At 53.3% G+C, this 18,209-nt stretch carries 12 protein-coding genes and 1 pseudogene; 9 read left to right on the top strand and 4 right to left on the bottom strand.

Annotated elements, in window-relative coordinates:
• The first annotated feature begins 9 nt into the window (after positions 1 to 9).
• Positions 10 to 588, top strand: a complete 579-nt coding sequence (locus BLW97_RS04690; RefSeq protein WP_075322494.1) for a Maf family protein — start codon at positions 10 to 12, stop codon at positions 586 to 588.
• A gap of 110 nt (positions 589 to 698) precedes the next feature.
• Here BLW97_RS04690 and BLW97_RS04685 read toward each other — a convergent pair whose 3' ends face one another.
• Positions 699 to 1,505: a tetratricopeptide repeat protein gene (locus BLW97_RS04685; protein WP_031572359.1), complete on the bottom strand. Its 807-nt coding sequence runs from the start codon at positions 1,503 to 1,505 to the stop codon at positions 699 to 701.
• 245 nt (positions 1,506 to 1,750) lie between these two features.
• On the opposite strand from BLW97_RS04685, the gene BLW97_RS04680 reads away from it, so the two are divergent.
• The 7 genes from BLW97_RS04680 (at position 1,751) to BLW97_RS04650 (ending at position 12,760) form a co-directional block, all read left to right on the top strand.
• Entirely contained in the window at positions 1,751 to 3,250 is a 1,500-nt protein-coding gene (locus BLW97_RS04680) for an efflux transporter outer membrane subunit (protein ID WP_010636795.1), read from the top strand.
• 42 nt (positions 3,251 to 3,292) lie between these two features.
• Positions 3,293 to 4,378, top strand: coding sequence for an efflux RND transporter periplasmic adaptor subunit (locus BLW97_RS04675; protein WP_075322493.1), 1,086 nt, complete (start codon positions 3,293 to 3,295; stop codon positions 4,376 to 4,378).
• 9 nt (positions 4,379 to 4,387) lie between these two features.
• Positions 4,388 to 7,474 (top strand): efflux RND transporter permease subunit, encoded by a 3,087-nt coding sequence (locus BLW97_RS04670; RefSeq protein ID WP_024893790.1) that lies wholly within the window; start codon positions 4,388 to 4,390, stop codon positions 7,472 to 7,474.
• Positions 7,475 to 7,688: 214 nt separating this feature from the next.
• On the top strand, positions 7,689 to 8,555 hold the full coding sequence (folD, locus tag BLW97_RS04665; protein WP_075322492.1) for a bifunctional methylenetetrahydrofolate dehydrogenase/methenyltetrahydrofolate cyclohydrolase FolD: 867 nt from the start codon (positions 7,689 to 7,691) through the stop codon (positions 8,553 to 8,555).
• The gene (ppk1, locus tag BLW97_RS04660) at positions 8,548 to 10,653 is read left to right on the top strand and encodes a polyphosphate kinase 1 (protein WP_075322491.1); all 2,106 of its coding nucleotides are present in this window, start codon (positions 8,548 to 8,550) and stop codon (positions 10,651 to 10,653) included. The genes folD and ppk1 overlap by 8 nt, the downstream gene beginning before the upstream one ends.
• Before the next feature lie 15 nt (positions 10,654 to 10,668).
• The gene (locus BLW97_RS04655) at positions 10,669 to 11,307 is read left to right on the top strand and encodes a ParA family protein (protein ID WP_010636811.1); all 639 of its coding nucleotides are present in this window, start codon (positions 10,669 to 10,671) and stop codon (positions 11,305 to 11,307) included.
• Entirely contained in the window at positions 11,285 to 12,760 is a 1,476-nt protein-coding gene (locus BLW97_RS04650) for a CYTH and CHAD domain-containing protein (protein WP_207650554.1), read from the top strand. The genes BLW97_RS04655 and BLW97_RS04650 overlap by 23 nt, the downstream gene beginning before the upstream one ends.
• Here BLW97_RS04650 and pepN read toward each other — a convergent pair.
• The 3 genes from pepN to lexA form a co-directional block, all read right to left on the bottom strand.
• Positions 12,757 to 15,384 (bottom strand): aminopeptidase N, encoded by a 2,628-nt coding sequence (gene pepN, locus BLW97_RS04645; protein WP_075322490.1) that lies wholly within the window; start codon positions 15,382 to 15,384, stop codon positions 12,757 to 12,759. The genes BLW97_RS04650 and pepN overlap by 4 nt on opposite strands.
• Complete coding sequence (gene dsbG, locus BLW97_RS04640) at positions 15,384 to 16,241, bottom strand: thiol:disulfide interchange protein DsbG (RefSeq protein ID WP_024893785.1); 858 nt, start codon at positions 16,239 to 16,241, stop codon at positions 15,384 to 15,386. Before dsbG ends, pepN begins: the two co-directional genes overlap by 1 nt.
• A gap of 167 nt (positions 16,242 to 16,408) precedes the next feature.
• Positions 16,409 to 17,029, bottom strand: coding sequence for a transcriptional repressor LexA (gene lexA / locus BLW97_RS04635; RefSeq protein ID WP_024893784.1), 621 nt, complete (start codon positions 17,027 to 17,029; stop codon positions 16,409 to 16,411).
• A gap of 862 nt (positions 17,030 to 17,891) precedes the next feature.
• On the opposite strand from lexA, the pseudogene BLW97_RS04630 reads away from it, so the two are divergent.
• A pseudogene (locus BLW97_RS04630) lies at positions 17,892 to 18,209 on the top strand (outer membrane beta-barrel protein); the annotation flags it as partial.

The raw sequence follows: 18,209 nt of genomic DNA, 5'->3' as shown, positions 1-18,209 counted from the left end.
AAACTTTTCATGTTGCTACCTGAACTGATTCTGGCCTCCACCAGCCCGTATCGAAAGGCATTGCTGCAGCGTCTGCAAATTCCCTTTCGCTGCGTAGCTTCCCAGGTTGATGAAAGCCCACTTCCGGAGGAAACCCCGGAACAGCTGGTGGCGCGTCTGGCTCTGGCCAAGGCGCAAGCCGTATTAGCCAGCCACCCCGAAGCATTGGTTATCGGCGCTGATCAAATGGCTTACTGTGCAGGTCGGGTTCTGGGAAAGCCAGAATCCGTTGCCAGGGCCGAAGAGCAACTGCAATGGATGCAAGGTCGTCGGGTCGAATATCTCAATGGTATTGCCATAGCGGATGCCAGCGGCGCGGAGCAGTTCATCGTACCCTACTCTCTAACCTTACGCGCACTAAGCCCGGAGGATATCCGTCGCTATATTGAAAAAGATCAGCCCCTCGACTGTGCCGGAAGTTTACGTTCTGAAGGTCTGGGGATCAGTCTGCTGGAAAAAATGGAAGGCGCAGACCCCAACGCCCTGATGGGAATGCCGCTGCTGACCATTTCCGAAGTGTTGCGCCGCCGGGGATATGCGCTCCCCTGAGATCAGGCATCGACAATCAGGATGGATGCATTACAGCAGGTCCGACCAGCCAGGAAGCAAAAAGGGCGACTTATCCAGTCGCCCTTTCTTTTTAAGCAAATAACAAAAGGTCAGCCCCAGCCATCGCCGCCATCATCCATCCCGAAATCATCATTACTGGCTAGCTGGTCATTACCCCAGGAATCATCGGTTAGGCCTAGATCGTCATTGCCTGATGCATTGGCTTGTGTTCCGGCAGCTTCGTGACCACCGAACAAACTTCCGGCAAGCGCCTGTCCGGCAGCCAGCCCGGCACCCACTCCGACACCGGTAGCAATTCCCGATGCGAGATTAGAACCCAAGCCACCACCCTGTTGGGGCATTCCCCCCATCGGACCACCAGGATATCCTGGACCATTAGGTCCATAGCCACCATTCATGCTGCCAAACGGCCCCGGGGTCGGCCCACCCCGATACATCAGTTGTGCACTCTGCCGGCGCCGCCGTAAAAACATGGAGATCGCCACAATCAACACAATCAGGCCCAGAAAAAAGACCAAAGCGGAGCCCCAGGGACTCTTTTTTTCAGCCGCCGGCCTGGTCACAGCCTTGCTATGACTCTGCACGGATTTTTTGAATTTCTGCAAGACTTCCGGCTTGACGAAAGGCATGGTCGGAGCCAGTTGTTCAGATTTCTGCAGGGCCGCTGCAGCTTCTGACCATTTGCCCTGACGTGCGAGAATTCTCGACTCCAGGTATTGCGCCTCCGCAGAATTAGGATGCGTAGTCAGCACTTCCTGCATCATGCTTTGCGCCTGGTCCAGATGACCACTGTGAATGGCTTGCGTCACCTGAGTGACAGAAGGTTCGGCCCATGCTAATGGTGCCGTGACTAAACTGACAAGCAGGATGCTTGTTCCCAAAAATTTTTTATTCATTCGCTCCCCCAATAAAAATTGTTTCACAGTTAATATGGGGTGAAATTCTGCAAGAATCAAGCGTTCTGTAGCATTTTGTAACTCTCTATATTCATGCGACAATTTAGCTTGAATGACTGGACAGGGGTGACCGTAGAGGATGCCCGTCATGGTTCTATAGCTTGAACAGGCCCGAGTTTGACAGAATTGCCAATAATAGCCATTATACTGACCGGTCGGTTCAGACCTCTGAGAGGTAATTTTTAGTGCACAAACCACTACCCAAACCCGTTGCGGCCCTCTTGGCCCTAGGTGTTGCCAGCAGTCTGGCAGCCTGTAGCTTTGAACCCAAGCTACGGGTGCCGCCCGCGCCTTCCGACAAAATGGCTTATACGGCGGGCAAAAGTCCGGTAAAAACCGTTACGCCCGGCGGTATGGCCGGAGCAGCACAGGAAATCCAGTATGGCACCGAGCTACATGAACAATGGTGGAAACTGTTCCACTCCAAAGCTCTGGATACCCTCATCAGCGTGGGCCTGAAAAACAGTCCGACCATTGCGGCTGCCCAGGCCCAAATGCGTGAAGCACAAGCCACAGCGCGTGCCAATGCCAGCATTTTTTATCCGCAGGTAACTGGCACCCTGCAGGCCAATCGCAGCAAAAGCACGGCCGCCACTTTTGGTGGCAGTGGGGGTATCCATTACTCATTGATCAACGGGTCGCTGGGGGTGTCTTATTACCCTGACATTTTTGGTGTTAATCGCCTGGTCTATCGCAACAGCGAAGAGTTGGTGAAATACCAACAGTGGCAGTTGGAAGCCGCGAAACTGACCCTGACCGGCAATATTGTCACCACCGCCATTGATGAAGCGGCTACCGCAGAACAAATCCAGGCTACCAGGGCCATCATCGCCCACGAAAAAAAGCTGCTGGAACTGACCGAAAATCAGTATCGTGCCGGTGCCATCGACTACAGCACGGTCATGACCCAAAAAAGTCAGATGGCCAGTGAAGCCGCCACCCTGCCGCCGCTGGAACAGCAATTGGCCGTCTATCGCCATGAACTCGCCATTCTCGTTGGGGCATTTCCTGCGAATGCCAAACGCCAGAATTTTACGCTGACCGATCTGAAACTGCCGGAAAAACTGCCCGTCAGCTTACCGTCGCAACTCCTCCAGCAAAGACCGGATATCCGCGCCGTAATGGCCCAGATGAAAGCGGCAAATGCGCAGATAGGGGAAGCGCGCGCGCAGTTTTATCCGACCGTCAAGCTGACGGCCGCATTCGGCAATGCCGCCAGCAACCCCAACATATTTTTTGACCCCGTCAGCAGCATCTGGAGCCTGGTCGGGTCCATGTCCCAGCCTTTGTTTGAAGGTGGCAAACTGGAAGCCCAGAAAGCCGAGGCACATGCTGCCTATGACGCACTCTACGCCAACTACCGCAGCACCGTGCTCAATGCTTTTGATCAGGTGGCCAACGGGTTGCGGGCGGTGGAGCATGATGCCCAGGCCCTCGCCGCCCAGCGTGAGGCGCTGTCCGCTTCCCGGGAAGCACTTAAACTGGCGCAGGCCAGTTACCGCGCCGGTGCCAGTGATTATCTGACCCTGCTGACGGCTGAAGTCCAGTACAACACCGCCAAAATTGCCGAGATCAAGGCTCAATCCCAGCGTTATCAGGATAGTGCCGCATTACTCGTGGCTTTGGGGGGTGGCTGGTGGAACAAGCCGGATCAGAAGTCAACGACTACGCCTACCCATTCTTAAACCTTTTTATTGATCGCAGCCATCCTCTGCGGAGACTGAAATATGAAAAAAGCATTTGTGATTGTCATTATTGGCCTGCTGATTGTTTTTGGCGGAATTTTTGGGTTTAAAGCCTTCGTCAACAGCAAAATTGCCGAAGCGATGGCGCACATGCCCAAGCCGGTAGTCACCGTGAGTGCCGCAACAGCAGAAATTGCCCACTGGCACCCGCAACTGCGCGCCGTTGCCTCGCTGGCAGCCGTTCAGGGTGTGGAGGTCTCTCCACAAATTGCTGGCAATGTGACCGCGATTCATTTTCACTCCGGTCAGTATGTGCAGGCAGGGACGCCGCTGGTGCAGATTGACAATTCTACGCAATTGGCCCAACTGGCCAGTGACCAGGCGCAACTGCGACTGGCTTCCAGCAATTTGCAGCGTACCAAAGAGTTAATCGCCACCAAGGCCGCCAGCCAGGCCCAGCTGGATTCAGCCCAGGCGACCTATCAGACGGATCAGGCTGCCATCAAGGATATTCAGGCGACGCTGAACAAACTGACCATTAGCGCGCCCTTCAGTGGTTATCTCGGCATCCGCCAGGTGAATGTGGGTCAGTATCTGACTCCCGGCACCAAAATAGTGGACCTGCAGTCCTGGAGCCCGCTCTACGCCAACTTCACGTTGCCGCAAAGCGATCTCCAGAATATTCAGGCCGGGACTCCGGTGCAGATCCAAACCGACGCTCTGCCCGGTCAAACCTTTTCCGGAAAAGTGACGGCTCTGGGTTCTGCCGTCAACAGCACTACCAGGCAGATAGAAGTACAAGCCACCATCGATAATCCCAAAAATCAGCTCCGGCCAGGACTGTTCGGGGAGTTGACGGTGGTGCGCGATACCACTGAAAAAGTCCTGGTCATTCCAGTATCTGCCATTTCCTATAACACCTTTGGCGATTATGTTTACGTCATTCATAAAGAGAAAAAGGATGGCAAAACCCAGGAAACCGCCGTGCAACAGGTCATCAAACCCGGCAAGCAGCGCGACGGCATGGTGGAAATACTCTCTGGATTGAAGCAAGGCGACAGAATCGTTACCGCCGGTCAGGTCAAACTGGTCAATGGCAGCCTTGTTACCATCAGCCACAACGCGTAAGGCTAGCTCATGAAATTTACGGATATTTTTGTTCGTCGCCCGGTACTCGCCACGGCGTTGAGTCTGGTAATTTTCCTGCTGGGTCTGCACGCCTACACCATGATGACCGTCCGCGAATATCCGGCCCTGGTCAACACCGTCGTCACCGTTACCACGGCTTACCCCGGTGCCAGTCCCAGCACCGTGCAGGGCTTTATTACCGCACGTCTTGAAAAGGTCATTGCCAGCGCTCCTGACATCAACTACATGACCTCCAACAGTGCGGAGGGGTCCTCCACCATTACGGTGTACATGAAGCTGAATTACAGCCCCAGTGCCGCAGTGGCCAACATTCAGTCTAAAGTCCAGCAGGTGACTGATCAGTTGCCCACGGGTAGCCAGTTGCCCGTGATCAACGTCACAGTGGGCGATACAACAGATTTGATGTATATCGCTTTTTACGGAAATCAACTCAGCCAGCAACAAATTACTGATTATTTGCTGCGCGTGGCGCAACCGCGTCTTGCCTCGGTACATGGTGTTGGTGAGGCCCAGATTTTGCCCCCTGGTGCTGGCAACGGGAATACCTATGCCATGCGCGTCTGGCTGAACCCGCAGAAAATGGCCGCACTTAATGTGACCGCTGCCCAGGTTTCTCAAGCGTTGACAGCCAATGACTTCATCTCGGCCGTGGGGCGGACCCGGGGCAAAACCGTACAAAACACCATTGTGGCCACTACCAGCCTGCACAATGTCAGTGAATTCCGTGACCTAGTCATCAAACAGTCGGGCAACACCCTGATTCGCCTGAAAGATGTCGCCCATGTTGAGCTTGGTGCCCAGAATTATGACTCCCAGGCATTTTTTGACGGCAAACCGGCAGCATTTATCGGCATTCAGGAATCTCCCTCTGCCAATTCTCTGGATGTAGCTGCAGGGGTAAAAAGCTCGCTGGCAAAGCTTGAAAAGAGCCTGCCACCCGGCATGCATGCGGCGATTCCTTATGATGCCAGCACCTTTATTCAGGCCTCCATTGATGAAGTAATGATGACTATTGGGATCACCCTGGCGGTGGTCGTGCTGGTTATCTTCCTCTTCCTGGGTTCGTTCCGGGCGGTGGTCATACCAGCTGTAGCCATACCGCTGTCCATTGTCGGTGCGGGCCTGATCATGTGGTCATTGGGCTTCACCATCAATCTGCTGACTCTGCTGGCAGTGGTGCTGGCCATTGGGCTGGTGGTGGATGACGCCATTATCGTTGTAGAAAACGTGCATCGGCATATTGATGAAGGCAAAAGCCCTTTTGATGCCGCCTTGCTGACCGGGCGCGAACTGGGTGGTCCCATTATCGTCATGTCCACCACATTGATTGCGGTGTTTGCGCCGATTGGCTTTATGGGTGGACTGACCGGCAGTCTGTTTGGAGAATTTGCCTTTACCCTGGTAGCAGCGGTGCTGATCTCCATGATTGTGGCTTTGACGCTGTCGCCCATGCTCTCCAGCAAGGTCTTGAAGCCCACCAAGGAACACGGCTTTGAACACTTCATCGATCAGCGCTTTGTCGGTTTAAGAGGTTTTTATGATCGACTTCTGCACGGTGTCCTGAATTTTGTGCCCGTAGTCATGCTCTTTGCCATAGTCGTTTTCGGCAGCATTTACTTCCTGTTCGCCACTTCCAAATCGGAACTGGCGCCACAGGAAGATCAGGGCATTATTTTCAATGCCGGCACTGGTGGTCCAACTATCACCCCAGACCGGCTGGCTCACTACGGCAAGCAGATTTTGAAGGTGTTCAATAAGTATCCGGAAAAAAAGGCGACCTTCATGGTCACTGGAATTTCCGTCGGCAGTGGTGGTGGAACCAATAGCCTTTTTGCAGGCATGCGTTTAACCAACTGGTCTGATCGTTCGGTTACAGCCATGCAGATTCAGCCCAAATTGCAGCAGCAATTGCAAAGCGTGCCAGGGCTGCAGGTGGCCTCTTTCTTGCCGCCACCATTACCCGGATCTGCAGGCGGCCTGCCGGTACAATTTGTTCTGCAGAGTCCCGGTAGTTACGACAAAATCGATCAGGTAGCTGATCAGGTCATAGCCAAGGCTTACCAGAGTGGCATGTTCTTCTATGTGACCAAGGACCTGCGCATTGACAATCCGGAACTGGTGCTGAAAATCCATCGCAATATTGCCGCCAATCTGGGTTTGACCATGGCGGAAATTGCCCAGGATCTGCAACCTTTGCTGGGCGGCAACTATGTCAACCGCTTTGACATGGAGGGACGCAGCTACAAGGTTATTCCCCAGGTGCCGGACAAGTTCCGTACGGACCCGGAGGCCCTCAAGGACTATTATATTGCCACGGCAACGGGTCAAATGGTGCCCCTGTCAACAGTCGTATCCATCGAAACCAAGGTTGAACCGCAGTTCCTGCCGCAGTTTCAACAGCTTAACTCGGTCACCATTCAGGCGGTTCCCAAGCCGGGAGTAACCATGGGACAGTCTCTGAACTTCTTCCGGAGCACGGCTGAAAAAATCATGCCCAAGGACTTTTCGGTCAATTACGCCAGCCAGTCGCGCGAGTACATGCAGGAAAGTGGTGGATTGCTGACCACTTTTGCACTGGCTATCATCCTGATTTACCTGCTGTTGGCGGCTCAGTTTGAAAGTTTCCGGGACCCCTTGATTGTGCTGATCACCGTTCCCATGTCCATCAGTGGTGCGCTGATATTTGTCAGCCTGGGCCTGGCCTCCATCAATATTTACACGGAGGTGGGGCTGATCACCCTGATCGGTTTGATTGCCAAGCAGGGTATTCTGATTGTGCAGTTTGCCAATGAAATCCAGCGTCATGAAGGCTTGGGCAAACGCGATGCGGTGGAAAAGGCGTCGAGTATTCGTCTGCGTCCGATTCTGATGACCACCGGAGCCATGGTACTCGGGGTTCTCCCCCTGCTCCTCATGAATGGACCCGGTGCCGTCAGTCGTTTCCAGATGGGCCTGGTCATTTTCACCGGCTTGGGCATTGGCGCGCTATTCTCGCTATTCGTGGTACCCGCCATGTATATGGTGCTGGCCAAAGATTTGCGTGGGGGCGAAACCCCGTCTGTGCCTGCTTCCTGAAGCGGGTCTTCTAAGGGAGCAGACCGGATACTGGTCACCTGAGCACGGCGGGTGGCCGGGAGGGCCTGCGTCCGGTTTTTACTTGACAAAAAATCGAGGGAACAGAAGAATGTTGGGATATTAGAGTATTTAAAACGACGCAGCTTATTCATAAGGTTAATTTCATGATAAAGAGGGTTTCCCCAGGCCATTCAGCTTCTGCGCAGGGGAAGCAATGACTGCGCAACGTATTGATGGCAAGGCCATTGCCAAAAAACTGCAGGCAGAAACCGCCGAAAAAAGTAGGGCGTTTCTCAAAAACCATGGTCGGCCCCCAGGCCTGGCAGTGGTGCTGGTAGGCAACAATCCGGCCTCCGAAGTGTATGTCCAGAAAAAACGCGACGCCTGCAAAAGCGTGGGTATCCATTCTCTGGCGGTAAATCTCCCGGCCGTAAGCAGTCCTGAACAATTACTCCAGAAAATAGCCGAGTTAAATGCTGACGACAGCATCGATGGCATTCTCGTGCAATTACCCCTCCCCCCCCAGTTTGATCCTGAAGTCATCATTGAAGCCATAGCCGTTGAAAAAGATGTGGATGGCTTTCATCCCTACAACGTCGGGCGTCTCGCCCTCCGCGCGCCCCTGCTGCGTTCCTGCACACCAGCCGGGATCATGACCCTGCTTGATGAAATTGACCTGGATGTTCGCGGCAAGGAAGCGGTGATTGTTGGTGCGTCCAACATTGTCGGACGGCCCATGGCTATGGAGCTCTTACTGGCAGGAGCCACTGTCACGGTCTGTCATCGCTTTACCCGCAACCTTCAGGCCCATGTGGAGCGCGCAGAACTCCTGATTGCTGCCGCTGGCAAGCCGGGTTTGATTTCTGGTCAGTGGGTTCGCGACGGTGCTGTGGTCATTGATGTCGGGATCAATCGCTTACCTGATGGTCGCCTGACCGGCGATGTAGACTTTGCCGAAGCCGAAAAAAGGGCAGCCTGGATTACCCCGGTTCCCGGCGGGGTCGGGCCCATGACCGTAGCCACCCTCCTGCAAAACACCATGACGGCCGCCGAACAAAGAGTGCGCCAACGCCATGACTGAAAGCGAGCAGTCAGAATCCGCAGAAAATCCGGTCTCTCTGGATAATGCAGAGCTCTACTTCAATCGTGATCTGAGTATTCTCGCTTTTAACCAACGCGTACTGGCGCTGGCCGATGATCCCCGCGTGCCCTTACTGGAGCGCTTGCGCTTTCTGACCATTGTTTCCAGCAATCTCGATGAATTTTTTGAAGTACGCATGGCCGGATTACTGCAAAGGCGCAAATTTGGTGCCGGACCCTTGGGGCCTGACATGCTGGGTCCGGATCGGGAAATTGCCGCCGTTGCACAAATGGCCCATGAAATCATCCAGGAACAATATCTCTGCCTGAACCAGCGTCTGCTCCCGGCTCTGGCCAAAGAAGGTATTAGGCTGCTGCGCCGTAAGGAATGGCGCGCCGCGCAAAAGCGCTGGATCAGCAATTATTTTCAGACCGAAGTCATGCCCTTGTTGACCCCTCTCAGCCTGGATCCGGCACATCCCTTTCCGAAAGTGCAAAACAAGGGGCTGAATTTTGCCATTGTGCTGGAAGGACAGGATGCTTATGGACGGCGCAGCCCCATTGCCATCGTTCAGGCCCCCCGGATTCTTCCCCGAATCATCCAGATCCCTCCCCATCTGGCGGGTCCCAGTGATTTTGTGTTTCTTTCCTCCGTCATTCACGAACACGTCACCGCATTGTTTCCCGGCCTGAAAATTCTCGGTTTTTATCAGTTCAGGGTCACCCGTAACAGCGAACTGTTTGTGGATGAGGAAGAAGTGGATAACCTCCTGGACGCATTAGTGGACGAATTACCCATGCGCCCTTTCGGGGAAGCTGTACGCCTGGAAGTCGCCAATAATTGCCCCCGCGAAGTCGTCGATTATCTGCTCAAACACTTTGAACTGGTGGATGACAATCTCTATTCACTGGCCGGGCCGGTGAACCTGTCCAGGCTGGCGGCCATTATTGACATGGTGCCGCGCCAGGACCTGCTTTTTCCCCCTTTCGTACCGGGACTACCCAGCGTCTGTTCCCGGCCGGAAAATATTTTTGCGCACCTGCGTGAAGCACCTATTTTGCTGCACCATCCTTACCAGAGCTTTAATCCGGTGCTTGATTTTCTGCGTCAGGCGGCAAGTGATCCCCAGGTTATTGGCATCAAACAGACCCTCTACCGCACGACTCCCGACTCCCCTCTGATTGACGCTCTGATTGAGGCGGCTCTGGCGGGCAAGCAGGTCACTGCCGTGGTTGAACTCAAGGCACGCTTTGATGAAGCCAACAACATCCGCATGGCCGAGCGTCTGGAGGAAGTGGGCGTACAGGTCGTGTACGGGGTCGTCAACCACAAAGTCCATGCCAAAATGATTCTGATATTGCGCCGCGAGGATGAAGGTATCCGCCTTTACGGACATCTCGGCACAGGCAACTACCACCCCCGCAACGCCCGGATTTATACAGACCTGAGCCTGTTGACCGCCGATTCAGACATTACCGCCGACATGAATGATCTGTTCATGCACATCACCGGCATGGGCAGGGTGCCTCAATTGCGGCGCCTGCTGCAAAGCCCCTTTACGTTGTTCAACGCGCTCATTCAAGCCATTGAAGCAGAAACCCGCAGGGGTAGCGAAGGACGTATTCTGGCACGGGTCAACGCGCTGGTGGAGCCGGAGTTGATTCGTGCCCTGTACCGGGCCTCTCAGGCGGGCGTCGAAATTGATCTGGTAGTGCGTGGCGCCTGCGCCCTGCGTCCTGGCATTGCCGGCGTTTCCGAGCATATTCGGGTGCGCTCCATTGTCGGTCGTTTTCTGGAACACAGCCGGGTTTATTATTTCGGCAACGGACGGCATCCCAAGCTGTGGATTTCCAGCGCGGACTGGATGGGACGCAACCTGTTTAGACGCCTTGAGGTTGCCGTTCCAATACAGGACCCGGACCTGCGCGCCCGGGTTCTCGAGGAAACCCTGCAGCTTTATCTGCAGGATGACTGCAACGCCTGGCTCATGAAGGCGGACGGCAGCTATGAACAACTGCGCCGAAGCCCGGAAGATGACTGTAAATCCGCCCAGGAGATCCTGTTGCGGCACTATGATCGCAGCAGTCAACATGGCTAGATAGGAATACCAGGCATGATTAGAACGCTGGTCCTCAACAGCAAGGGAGGTGCAGGCAAAACCACTGTGGCCACCAATCTGGCCAGCCTTCTGGCGCTGCGTGGGACGGTTCTCCTTGCCGATCTGGACCCCCAACAGTCGTCTTCCCACTGGGTCAAGCGCCGCTCGCCCCTGCTCCCCAAGCTGAATGTGGTGGAAGATGCCGAACGCGACTTCCGTGATTATCCCACCAGTGACTATGTGGTCATGGATGCCCCTGCAGGGCTCAAAAAGAAACGCCTTGAAGACATGCTGGGTGAAGTAGAGGTTCTGCTGGTCCCCATCGGTCCCTCTCTTTTTGATCTGGATGCCAGCCAGCTTTTTCTGCAAAAACTTGAAGAAATCAAGCGCTACCGTAAAGGTAAAGTGCGGATGGGGGTGATTGCCAATCGGGTAAATGCACGTACCCGGGGTGCCCAGCATCTGCAAAGTGTCCTGAGTGAATGGAATCTGTCCGTGGTGGCGACCTTGCGGGATAGTCAGATTTACGTCCGTGCCGCCCAATGTGGTGCTGGAATTGCCGACCTGCGTGCCGCAGAAAATCGCAATGAATTACCGCAATGGGTACGCATACTGAATTTTGTCATGGAGGATGGTGGTGGAAGAGGAACTTAAATTACAAATCATGGACGATACGGCTCCAGTCTGGAAACGTATTGCCGAACATCCTCTACTGGCCATCAGCAAAGAACCTCCGCTTCAGCTTCATGCGTTTTATTTTGATAGTCGTGATAGTGCCCTGCAACGTGCGCGTCTGGCTTACCGCGTTCGCCGCGAAGAGGATACCTGGATAGCCACACTCAAGGCCGGCGGTCAATCAGCGGGCGGGCTGCACCAACGTCCGGAGTGGAATGTTCCGGTCGCTAGTAACCAGCCCGACCTGAGCGTCTTCACCGATAGTGAAGCCGCCGCCATGCTTGTACCCTTCACGGAACTGGACTTGCAGGTCATCCTGGAAACCCGTTTCGAACGCCACGAGAGCAGGGTTACCCATACCGATGGCAGTGAAATCATTGTAGCGCTTGATCGCGGGGAAATTCTGGCCAGAGGCCAGAGCGAATCTATCCGCGAGGTGGAGTTGGAACTCGCCAAAGGGAATGCAGCAGCAGTACTCGAAATGGGCGCATCCCTCTGTCAGGATCTTCCTCTGATTCCCGACCAGGAAAGCAAATTGTTTCGCGGTTTGCGCCTGGCCGGACTGGTTTCCGATGAAAAACCGCGTGACACGGCATGGCCCCTGCACCGCCGGGAAAATGCCGGCACCGCATTCAGCCAGATACTAACCTGGCAACTCCAGCAAATTATTCACGACACACGCAAACACTGGGCTAAAACTTCTCCGGAGAGTTTTCACGACCTGCGCAAAAGTGTGCGCAGCCTCAGAGCAACCTTGCGCTTTTGCCGTGCGCTCGACCCGGACAATCTATTGCAACCCTTCCGCCTCGCGTTTCAGGAATGGTTTCACCAGCAAAATCAAAAACGTGATTATGAAGCCCTGCTGGGATACTGGACCGAAATTGCCGCGACCATGACCCTGGACCCCGCCCCCTTGCAGGGCATTTTATCCGCGCAAGCACCTCAGCAAGCCGAACAATTACCGCAGTTGGTCGCCATCCTGCTCAAACTCTGGGCCAGTTTAATGCGACATCCATTGACCCACGCCAAAAACCTGCAGGATTTCAGCGAAACCCAATTACATCGCGAAGACCGCAAACTGATGGCTGCCGGCAAAATGCTGCTGGATCATCCCGAAACCTTACACAGCCTGCGCATCCGTATCAAAAATACCCGTTATGTGATGATCACCCTGGCGCCGCTATGGCCCGGAAAAGATAGCAAAGCATTACTGAAATTACTGGCGACTCTGCAGGGTATTGCTGGAGAAATCCACGATGCGGACATGGCAGGCCAATATCTGAATCCCCTGACCAACAATCTTAAAGCAGGTGTGGCTTTTCAGGCAGGCGCGTTATTGGGGTTCCTGCAGGGCCGCGAGGCCCGACAGCGTAAAAAATTCCAGAAATTCTGGTTGAGACTGGAATCCACGGCCCGGCCATGGGATAGCTAAGCGGCAGGATACGACCGCTGGATGACCTCGGCCAGATCGCGGGACAGGTTGGTTTTTGCTGCCAACAGTTGCAGGGCATTCATCATGCCTTGCTGGCGGACCTTGTCATAACGTTGCCAACGGCTGAGTGGTGTGGCCAGGCGGGCGGCAGTTTGCGGGTTGATATCATCCAGCCTACGGATTTGCTCGGCAAAAAAAGCATAACCTGATCCATCAGCCGCATGAAATAAGGTCGGATTCATGGAAAAAGCACCCAACACCGCACGCACCCGATTGGGCACTTTCCAGTCAAAAGCCGGATGCACCAAAAGATGCTGCACATGACGCAAGGTATCGGGACGCGGTGCCATGGCCTGAATAGCGAACCACTTGTCGATTACCAGCGGATAATCCTGCCATTTCTGATAAAAATCCAGAAGGATGTCTTCAGCATCATGTTTGGGATGCTGCACCAGCAATTGAAAAGCCGCCAGACGGTCTGTCATGTTATCGGCCTGCACATATTGCTGACGCGCATGCAGGGTCATGTCCTCGTGACGACTGTGGTCACTATGAATCAGATAACTCAATGCCATGTTACGAAGACGGCGACGACCAATGGAAGCCCCATCCCGCTCATAAGCGCCGGCAAGACCCTGATACAACCCTAACCATTTATCATGAAAATGTGCACCAATCGTATCAAGCAGGGTCTCCCGCGCTTGATGAATGGCATCCACTGCGATGACCGGCATCTGTTCGCCGATATAATCCTCGCTGGGCAAAGTCAGCAACTCCGCGCGAAAAGCTGGGTCCATCTGGCTTTGTTCCAAGGTGGCAGACAGCGCCTGCTTGAGGGCCGCAGGCAACACCTCAAGTTTCTTATGATTTTCTACCCCTTCCAGCAAAGATTTGAGGGCCAACTCCTGGGTGCTCTCCCAGCGATTGAAAGGGTCATCATCGACACCGGCCAGAAAACTGCGGGCCTGATCATCGAGAGCAATATCCAGCCGCACCGGCGCGGAAAAACCCCGCAACAGGGAGGGGATTACCGGATCGGGCAAGCCCTCAAAAGTCCAGCTTTGACTGGCCTGCTCCAATAAAATTACTTTTTCGGTTGCGCCTGTTTTATCCAGAACCGCTTTATCTCCCCGGGTGTTCAGCAAAGCCATACGCACCGGAACAGGTACCGGCTCCTTGTTTGACTGTCCGGGCGTGGCGGGAGTGGACTGCTGCAAGGTCAGCGTGTAGGAACGACTCGCGGGATCATAACTTCCTTCTGCCTTTACTTGTGGTGTTCCGGCCTGGGAATACCAGGTGCGAAAACTGGAAAGATCATAGTGGTTGGCCTCTTCCATGGCTGCCACAAAATCTTCAATGGTCACCGCATGACCATCATGTCGCTCAAAATACAAATCCGTGCCGCGCCGAAAGCCTTCCTTGCCCAGCAAGGTGTGGATCATACGCACCAATTCCGCGCCCTTTTCATACACCGTCGCCGTGTAAAAATTATTAATTTCCGAATAGGCATCGGGACGCACCGGATGCGCCAGCGGACCAGCATCTTCAGGAAACTGGGCAGAACGCAGGCGGCGCACGTCACCAATTCGTTGCACCCCACGCGAGTTCATATCTGCACTGAATTCCTGATCACGAAATACCGTCAAACCTTCTTTGAGGCTCAGCTGAAACCAGTCCCGCAAGGTTACCCGGTTACCCGTCCAGTTATGAAAGTATTCATGGGCAATTACCGATTCAACCCCTTGATAATCCGTATCGGTGGCCGTTTCAGGGCTGGCCAGCACATATTTGGAGTTGAAAATGTTGAGGCCCTTGTTTTCCATGGCCCCCATATTGAAACTGTCGGTCGCCACAATCATGTAGCGATCCAGATCATATTCGCGCCCGTAAACCTCTTCATCCCAGCGCATGGCCCGCTTCAGGCTTTCCATGGCTTGATCGCAAGATCCAAGATCCCTTTCAGCCACATAAATTTCCAGCGTCACCGACCGACCGGATTGCGTCACAAAAACATCGCGCTGTACGGCCAGATCACCGGCTACCATGGCAAATAAATAAGCGGGCTTGGGATAAGGATCTTCCCAACGCGCCCAATGCCAATTGTTGTCTTCATCCCCCTGGGCAATGCAGTTGCCATTGGCCAGCAGCACCGGACAGGTTTTTCGGGAAGCGTGCAAAGTCACCGTAAATTTGGCCAGACAATCCGGACGATCCAGATAATAGGTAATCCGGCGGAAACCCTCCGCCTCGCATTGCGTCAAAAACTGTCCACCGGCAAAATACAAACCGGACAGGGTCAAATTGGCAGCGGGATGAATCCGAACCCGGGTTTCCAACACAAACTCCGGTTCCGGGTTCAACAAGGTCAAACCCGTCGCATCAGAACGAAACAAATTTTCCGCCAGGGGCTGACCATCTTGTAAAGCACTCAGCAACTCGAGGGATTCGCCGTCCAGGTGCAACTCGGCTACCGGCTCTGAAACCAGTCTCTGAAAATGCAGGCAGGCCTCCACTTCGGTATTTTCCGGGTCCAGATGAACATTCAGCGCGACCTCGGTAATCCGATAGAGGGGCGGCTGATAATCTTCGCGATGAATAACCGCGTTATTATCTTGAGCAATCATCAATGGCAAGCTCCATTTTCCAGGCTGCTGATATGATCAACAAAATCGGCCAGACTGGAGCGATCCAAACCATGTGCCAGAACGGCCTGATTCTGGGCATTACAGTAAATAAGGGTCGGGGTCGCCACTTCTCCGCTTTCACTCAGCAGCTTGGTATTGTTTTCTACCGCAGCCAGGGTCGCCGGATCAGGATTTTTAGCAGGAGTAATACCACCCTCTTCCGTTGCCTCATCAAAGCCTTTTTCATTTTCCGCCATGGCGGCAGCAGGGTCACTGGCCCCCAAAATAGCCGCCGCTTTACCGGCGCTGCTGGGCTTCAGGAAAGCCACGACCACATAGCGGACGCGTAGCTTACCTGCAGCAATGAGCGGTTTGGCTTCTTCGTAAAACTTGTGACAGTAAATGCAGTTAGGATCTACAAAAGCCGTGAGTTCCGGCCCTTTGCTTCCCAGCACAAAACTGTCTGCATGGGCGGCTTTTTCAGCCAAAACCGCAGCCGATGCCGGTTTGGGAATGAGCCCCAGCTTGATCATGTCAGCATGGGCGGCATCCTGACCTTGCTGATTGAGCACTGGTCCGGCCACCAGATATTGTCCATCTGCCGTCGCATAAGCAATGGTCGGATGACCTTCCATACTGACTTCAATACCCGTCAAACCACCAGGCCCAGGAAAAACCTTTTCAGCACTGGCCTGGCCATGGGTAACATCATTCAGCAGCTTCTTGGCGCCATTCAGACTCAACGGACTGCTGCTCGTGGCGGAATCAGGATTAATGGCAAAGCGTTCGATAACTGCCCCCGTTAAGCCGCCAATAATTAGAAGACCCACTGCCAGAGCGATAGATGATTTGTCCATGTATGAATGTTAATCCTGTAAATTCTGAAAAAAGTGATAACGTATGATTGTAAACCGCTGAGCGCATCAAGACCAGAAACGACAAGAACCGAAAAACCATTGATACACGCGGCAACCTCTTGGAAAGAAGACCTTCAACGCCGGAGATGGTTCCAGTAATGGATTTTTTAGAGGCGGTTACCAATCCGCAGCAGGCCTACAACCTGCCCTTCAATCAGCAAATCATCACGGGACAAGTCCACCTCAATGGGAGAAAAATCCGGATTTTCGGGTAACAGGCTGACTTTGCCCTGCTTTCGTTGCCAACGCTTGACCGTAACCTCTCCGTTGACTCGAGCCACGACAATCTGGCCATTTTGCGGCGTAAAGCCAGCCTCATGGCGCACCGCCAGAATATCGCCATCCAGAATACCCGCATCGCGCATACTCATACCCTGCACCCTCAACAAATAATCAGCCCCCGGCGAAAATAGTTTAGGGTCCACCGGCAACTGCCCCTCGCGAAACTCCTCAGCCAGCATCGGTTGCCCGGCGGCTACCCGACCCACCAAAGGCAAGCCCATGGTCGCGCTCAAATCTTCGTGCAGGCGAATCCCCCGTGCGGTACCATTTTGCAGTTCCAGATAACCTTTGCGCGCCAACATGCGCAAATGGGTTTCCGCCGCATTGGGTGAACGAAAGTCAAAGGCTTTCATCAATTCCGCACGCGTGGGTGGCAAATTGTCTTCCAGCATCCGGGCGCGAATCCAGGCCAGAATCTCGGCCTGACGCGGCGTCAGTTTATCCATGCCATGCCTCCAGAAATCGGTACGTATGATTCTGTATTTTTATACAGTACGCAGAAAAGCGCAAGACCGCTGCAAACTCGACAAAATGCTGACAGCATCCGAATCACACCCCTCCAAGTTCCTGCCGGTTTTTTGACAACTGTAGTCGTAAGAATAAGACTTAGTTACAGATTCAGCATGGCACCAAATTTGCGTCTGAAGAGTAGAGGATTTTCAATAACCAATTTATAACTGCTTGTTTTATTTGGTGGGCCCGCACGGACTCGAACCGTGGACCAAGGGATTATGAGTTACATTTTAAATCAACGGATTAGATTGTCGCTGATTGTTCGTGTTTGGGTACAATTGACCTAGTTTCTTATTTTTATTTGGGTTATGTTGGTTCCAGACAAGTCTCATTGGCGGAACTACTGTACCGCTAATGTACCCCATCACGTTGAAGTTTTATCCCTCGCATATTCTTTCCAGACAGCGGGTTCCATGCAGGACAATTCATCATCGGTCAGAAACCCGAAATACGGCTTCCTCTTACTCGCCCAAAATGAACATTGTTTTGCAAGTTAAAGATGAATCATCATCTGCAAGCCTTCGGCCTTTATGTTGCAGCTGTTGTTTACCGAATAGATTCCAACTCCTCAACGCACAAAAGTAATGCACATATCTCCAAATTTAGGCATTTAAAGCACCAAAACCGTGCGATGCTCTCATTCAATTGTAGAAATCAGTCGCCAATATCAACATGTCACAGCTATAAGTTAACTATATCATGATGTTATCATGGGTAGAAAAAATTGGCATGATCATTGCTTTCGTTTGAAATTGTTGCAATTACATCTACACAAACTTACCAACGGAGCCCTCCATGAAACAATCTTCGCGTTCTCGATTTCTTCTCACAGGATTACTTTCTGCAACCATCGTATCCGCAGGATATGCTCATGCATCTGGTTTTTCCATTCCAGCACCTTTGAAAATCGACGCTGGCCCCATTGGCAAAGTCAACGTGCAGGGGGTCGTATCCGGTATGGGTTTTTTGCAAAGCAACCCTTCTGGTTCAGGGCTAAATGGCAAAAATGCCGGAGCAGATATTACCAGCGGCTTAATCAATATAAGCAAATCAACCGGGTTGATCCAATTCAACTTAACAGCTGGTGCCTATAACTTTCCATCTTTAGGTGAA

Origin of the sequence: Acidithiobacillus albertensis (assembly GCF_001931655.1) — a bacterium.
Taxonomy (GTDB): Bacteria; Pseudomonadota; Gammaproteobacteria; order Acidithiobacillales; family Acidithiobacillaceae; genus Acidithiobacillus; species Acidithiobacillus thiooxidans.
This window is presented reverse-complemented; position numbering and strand designations above follow the sequence as displayed.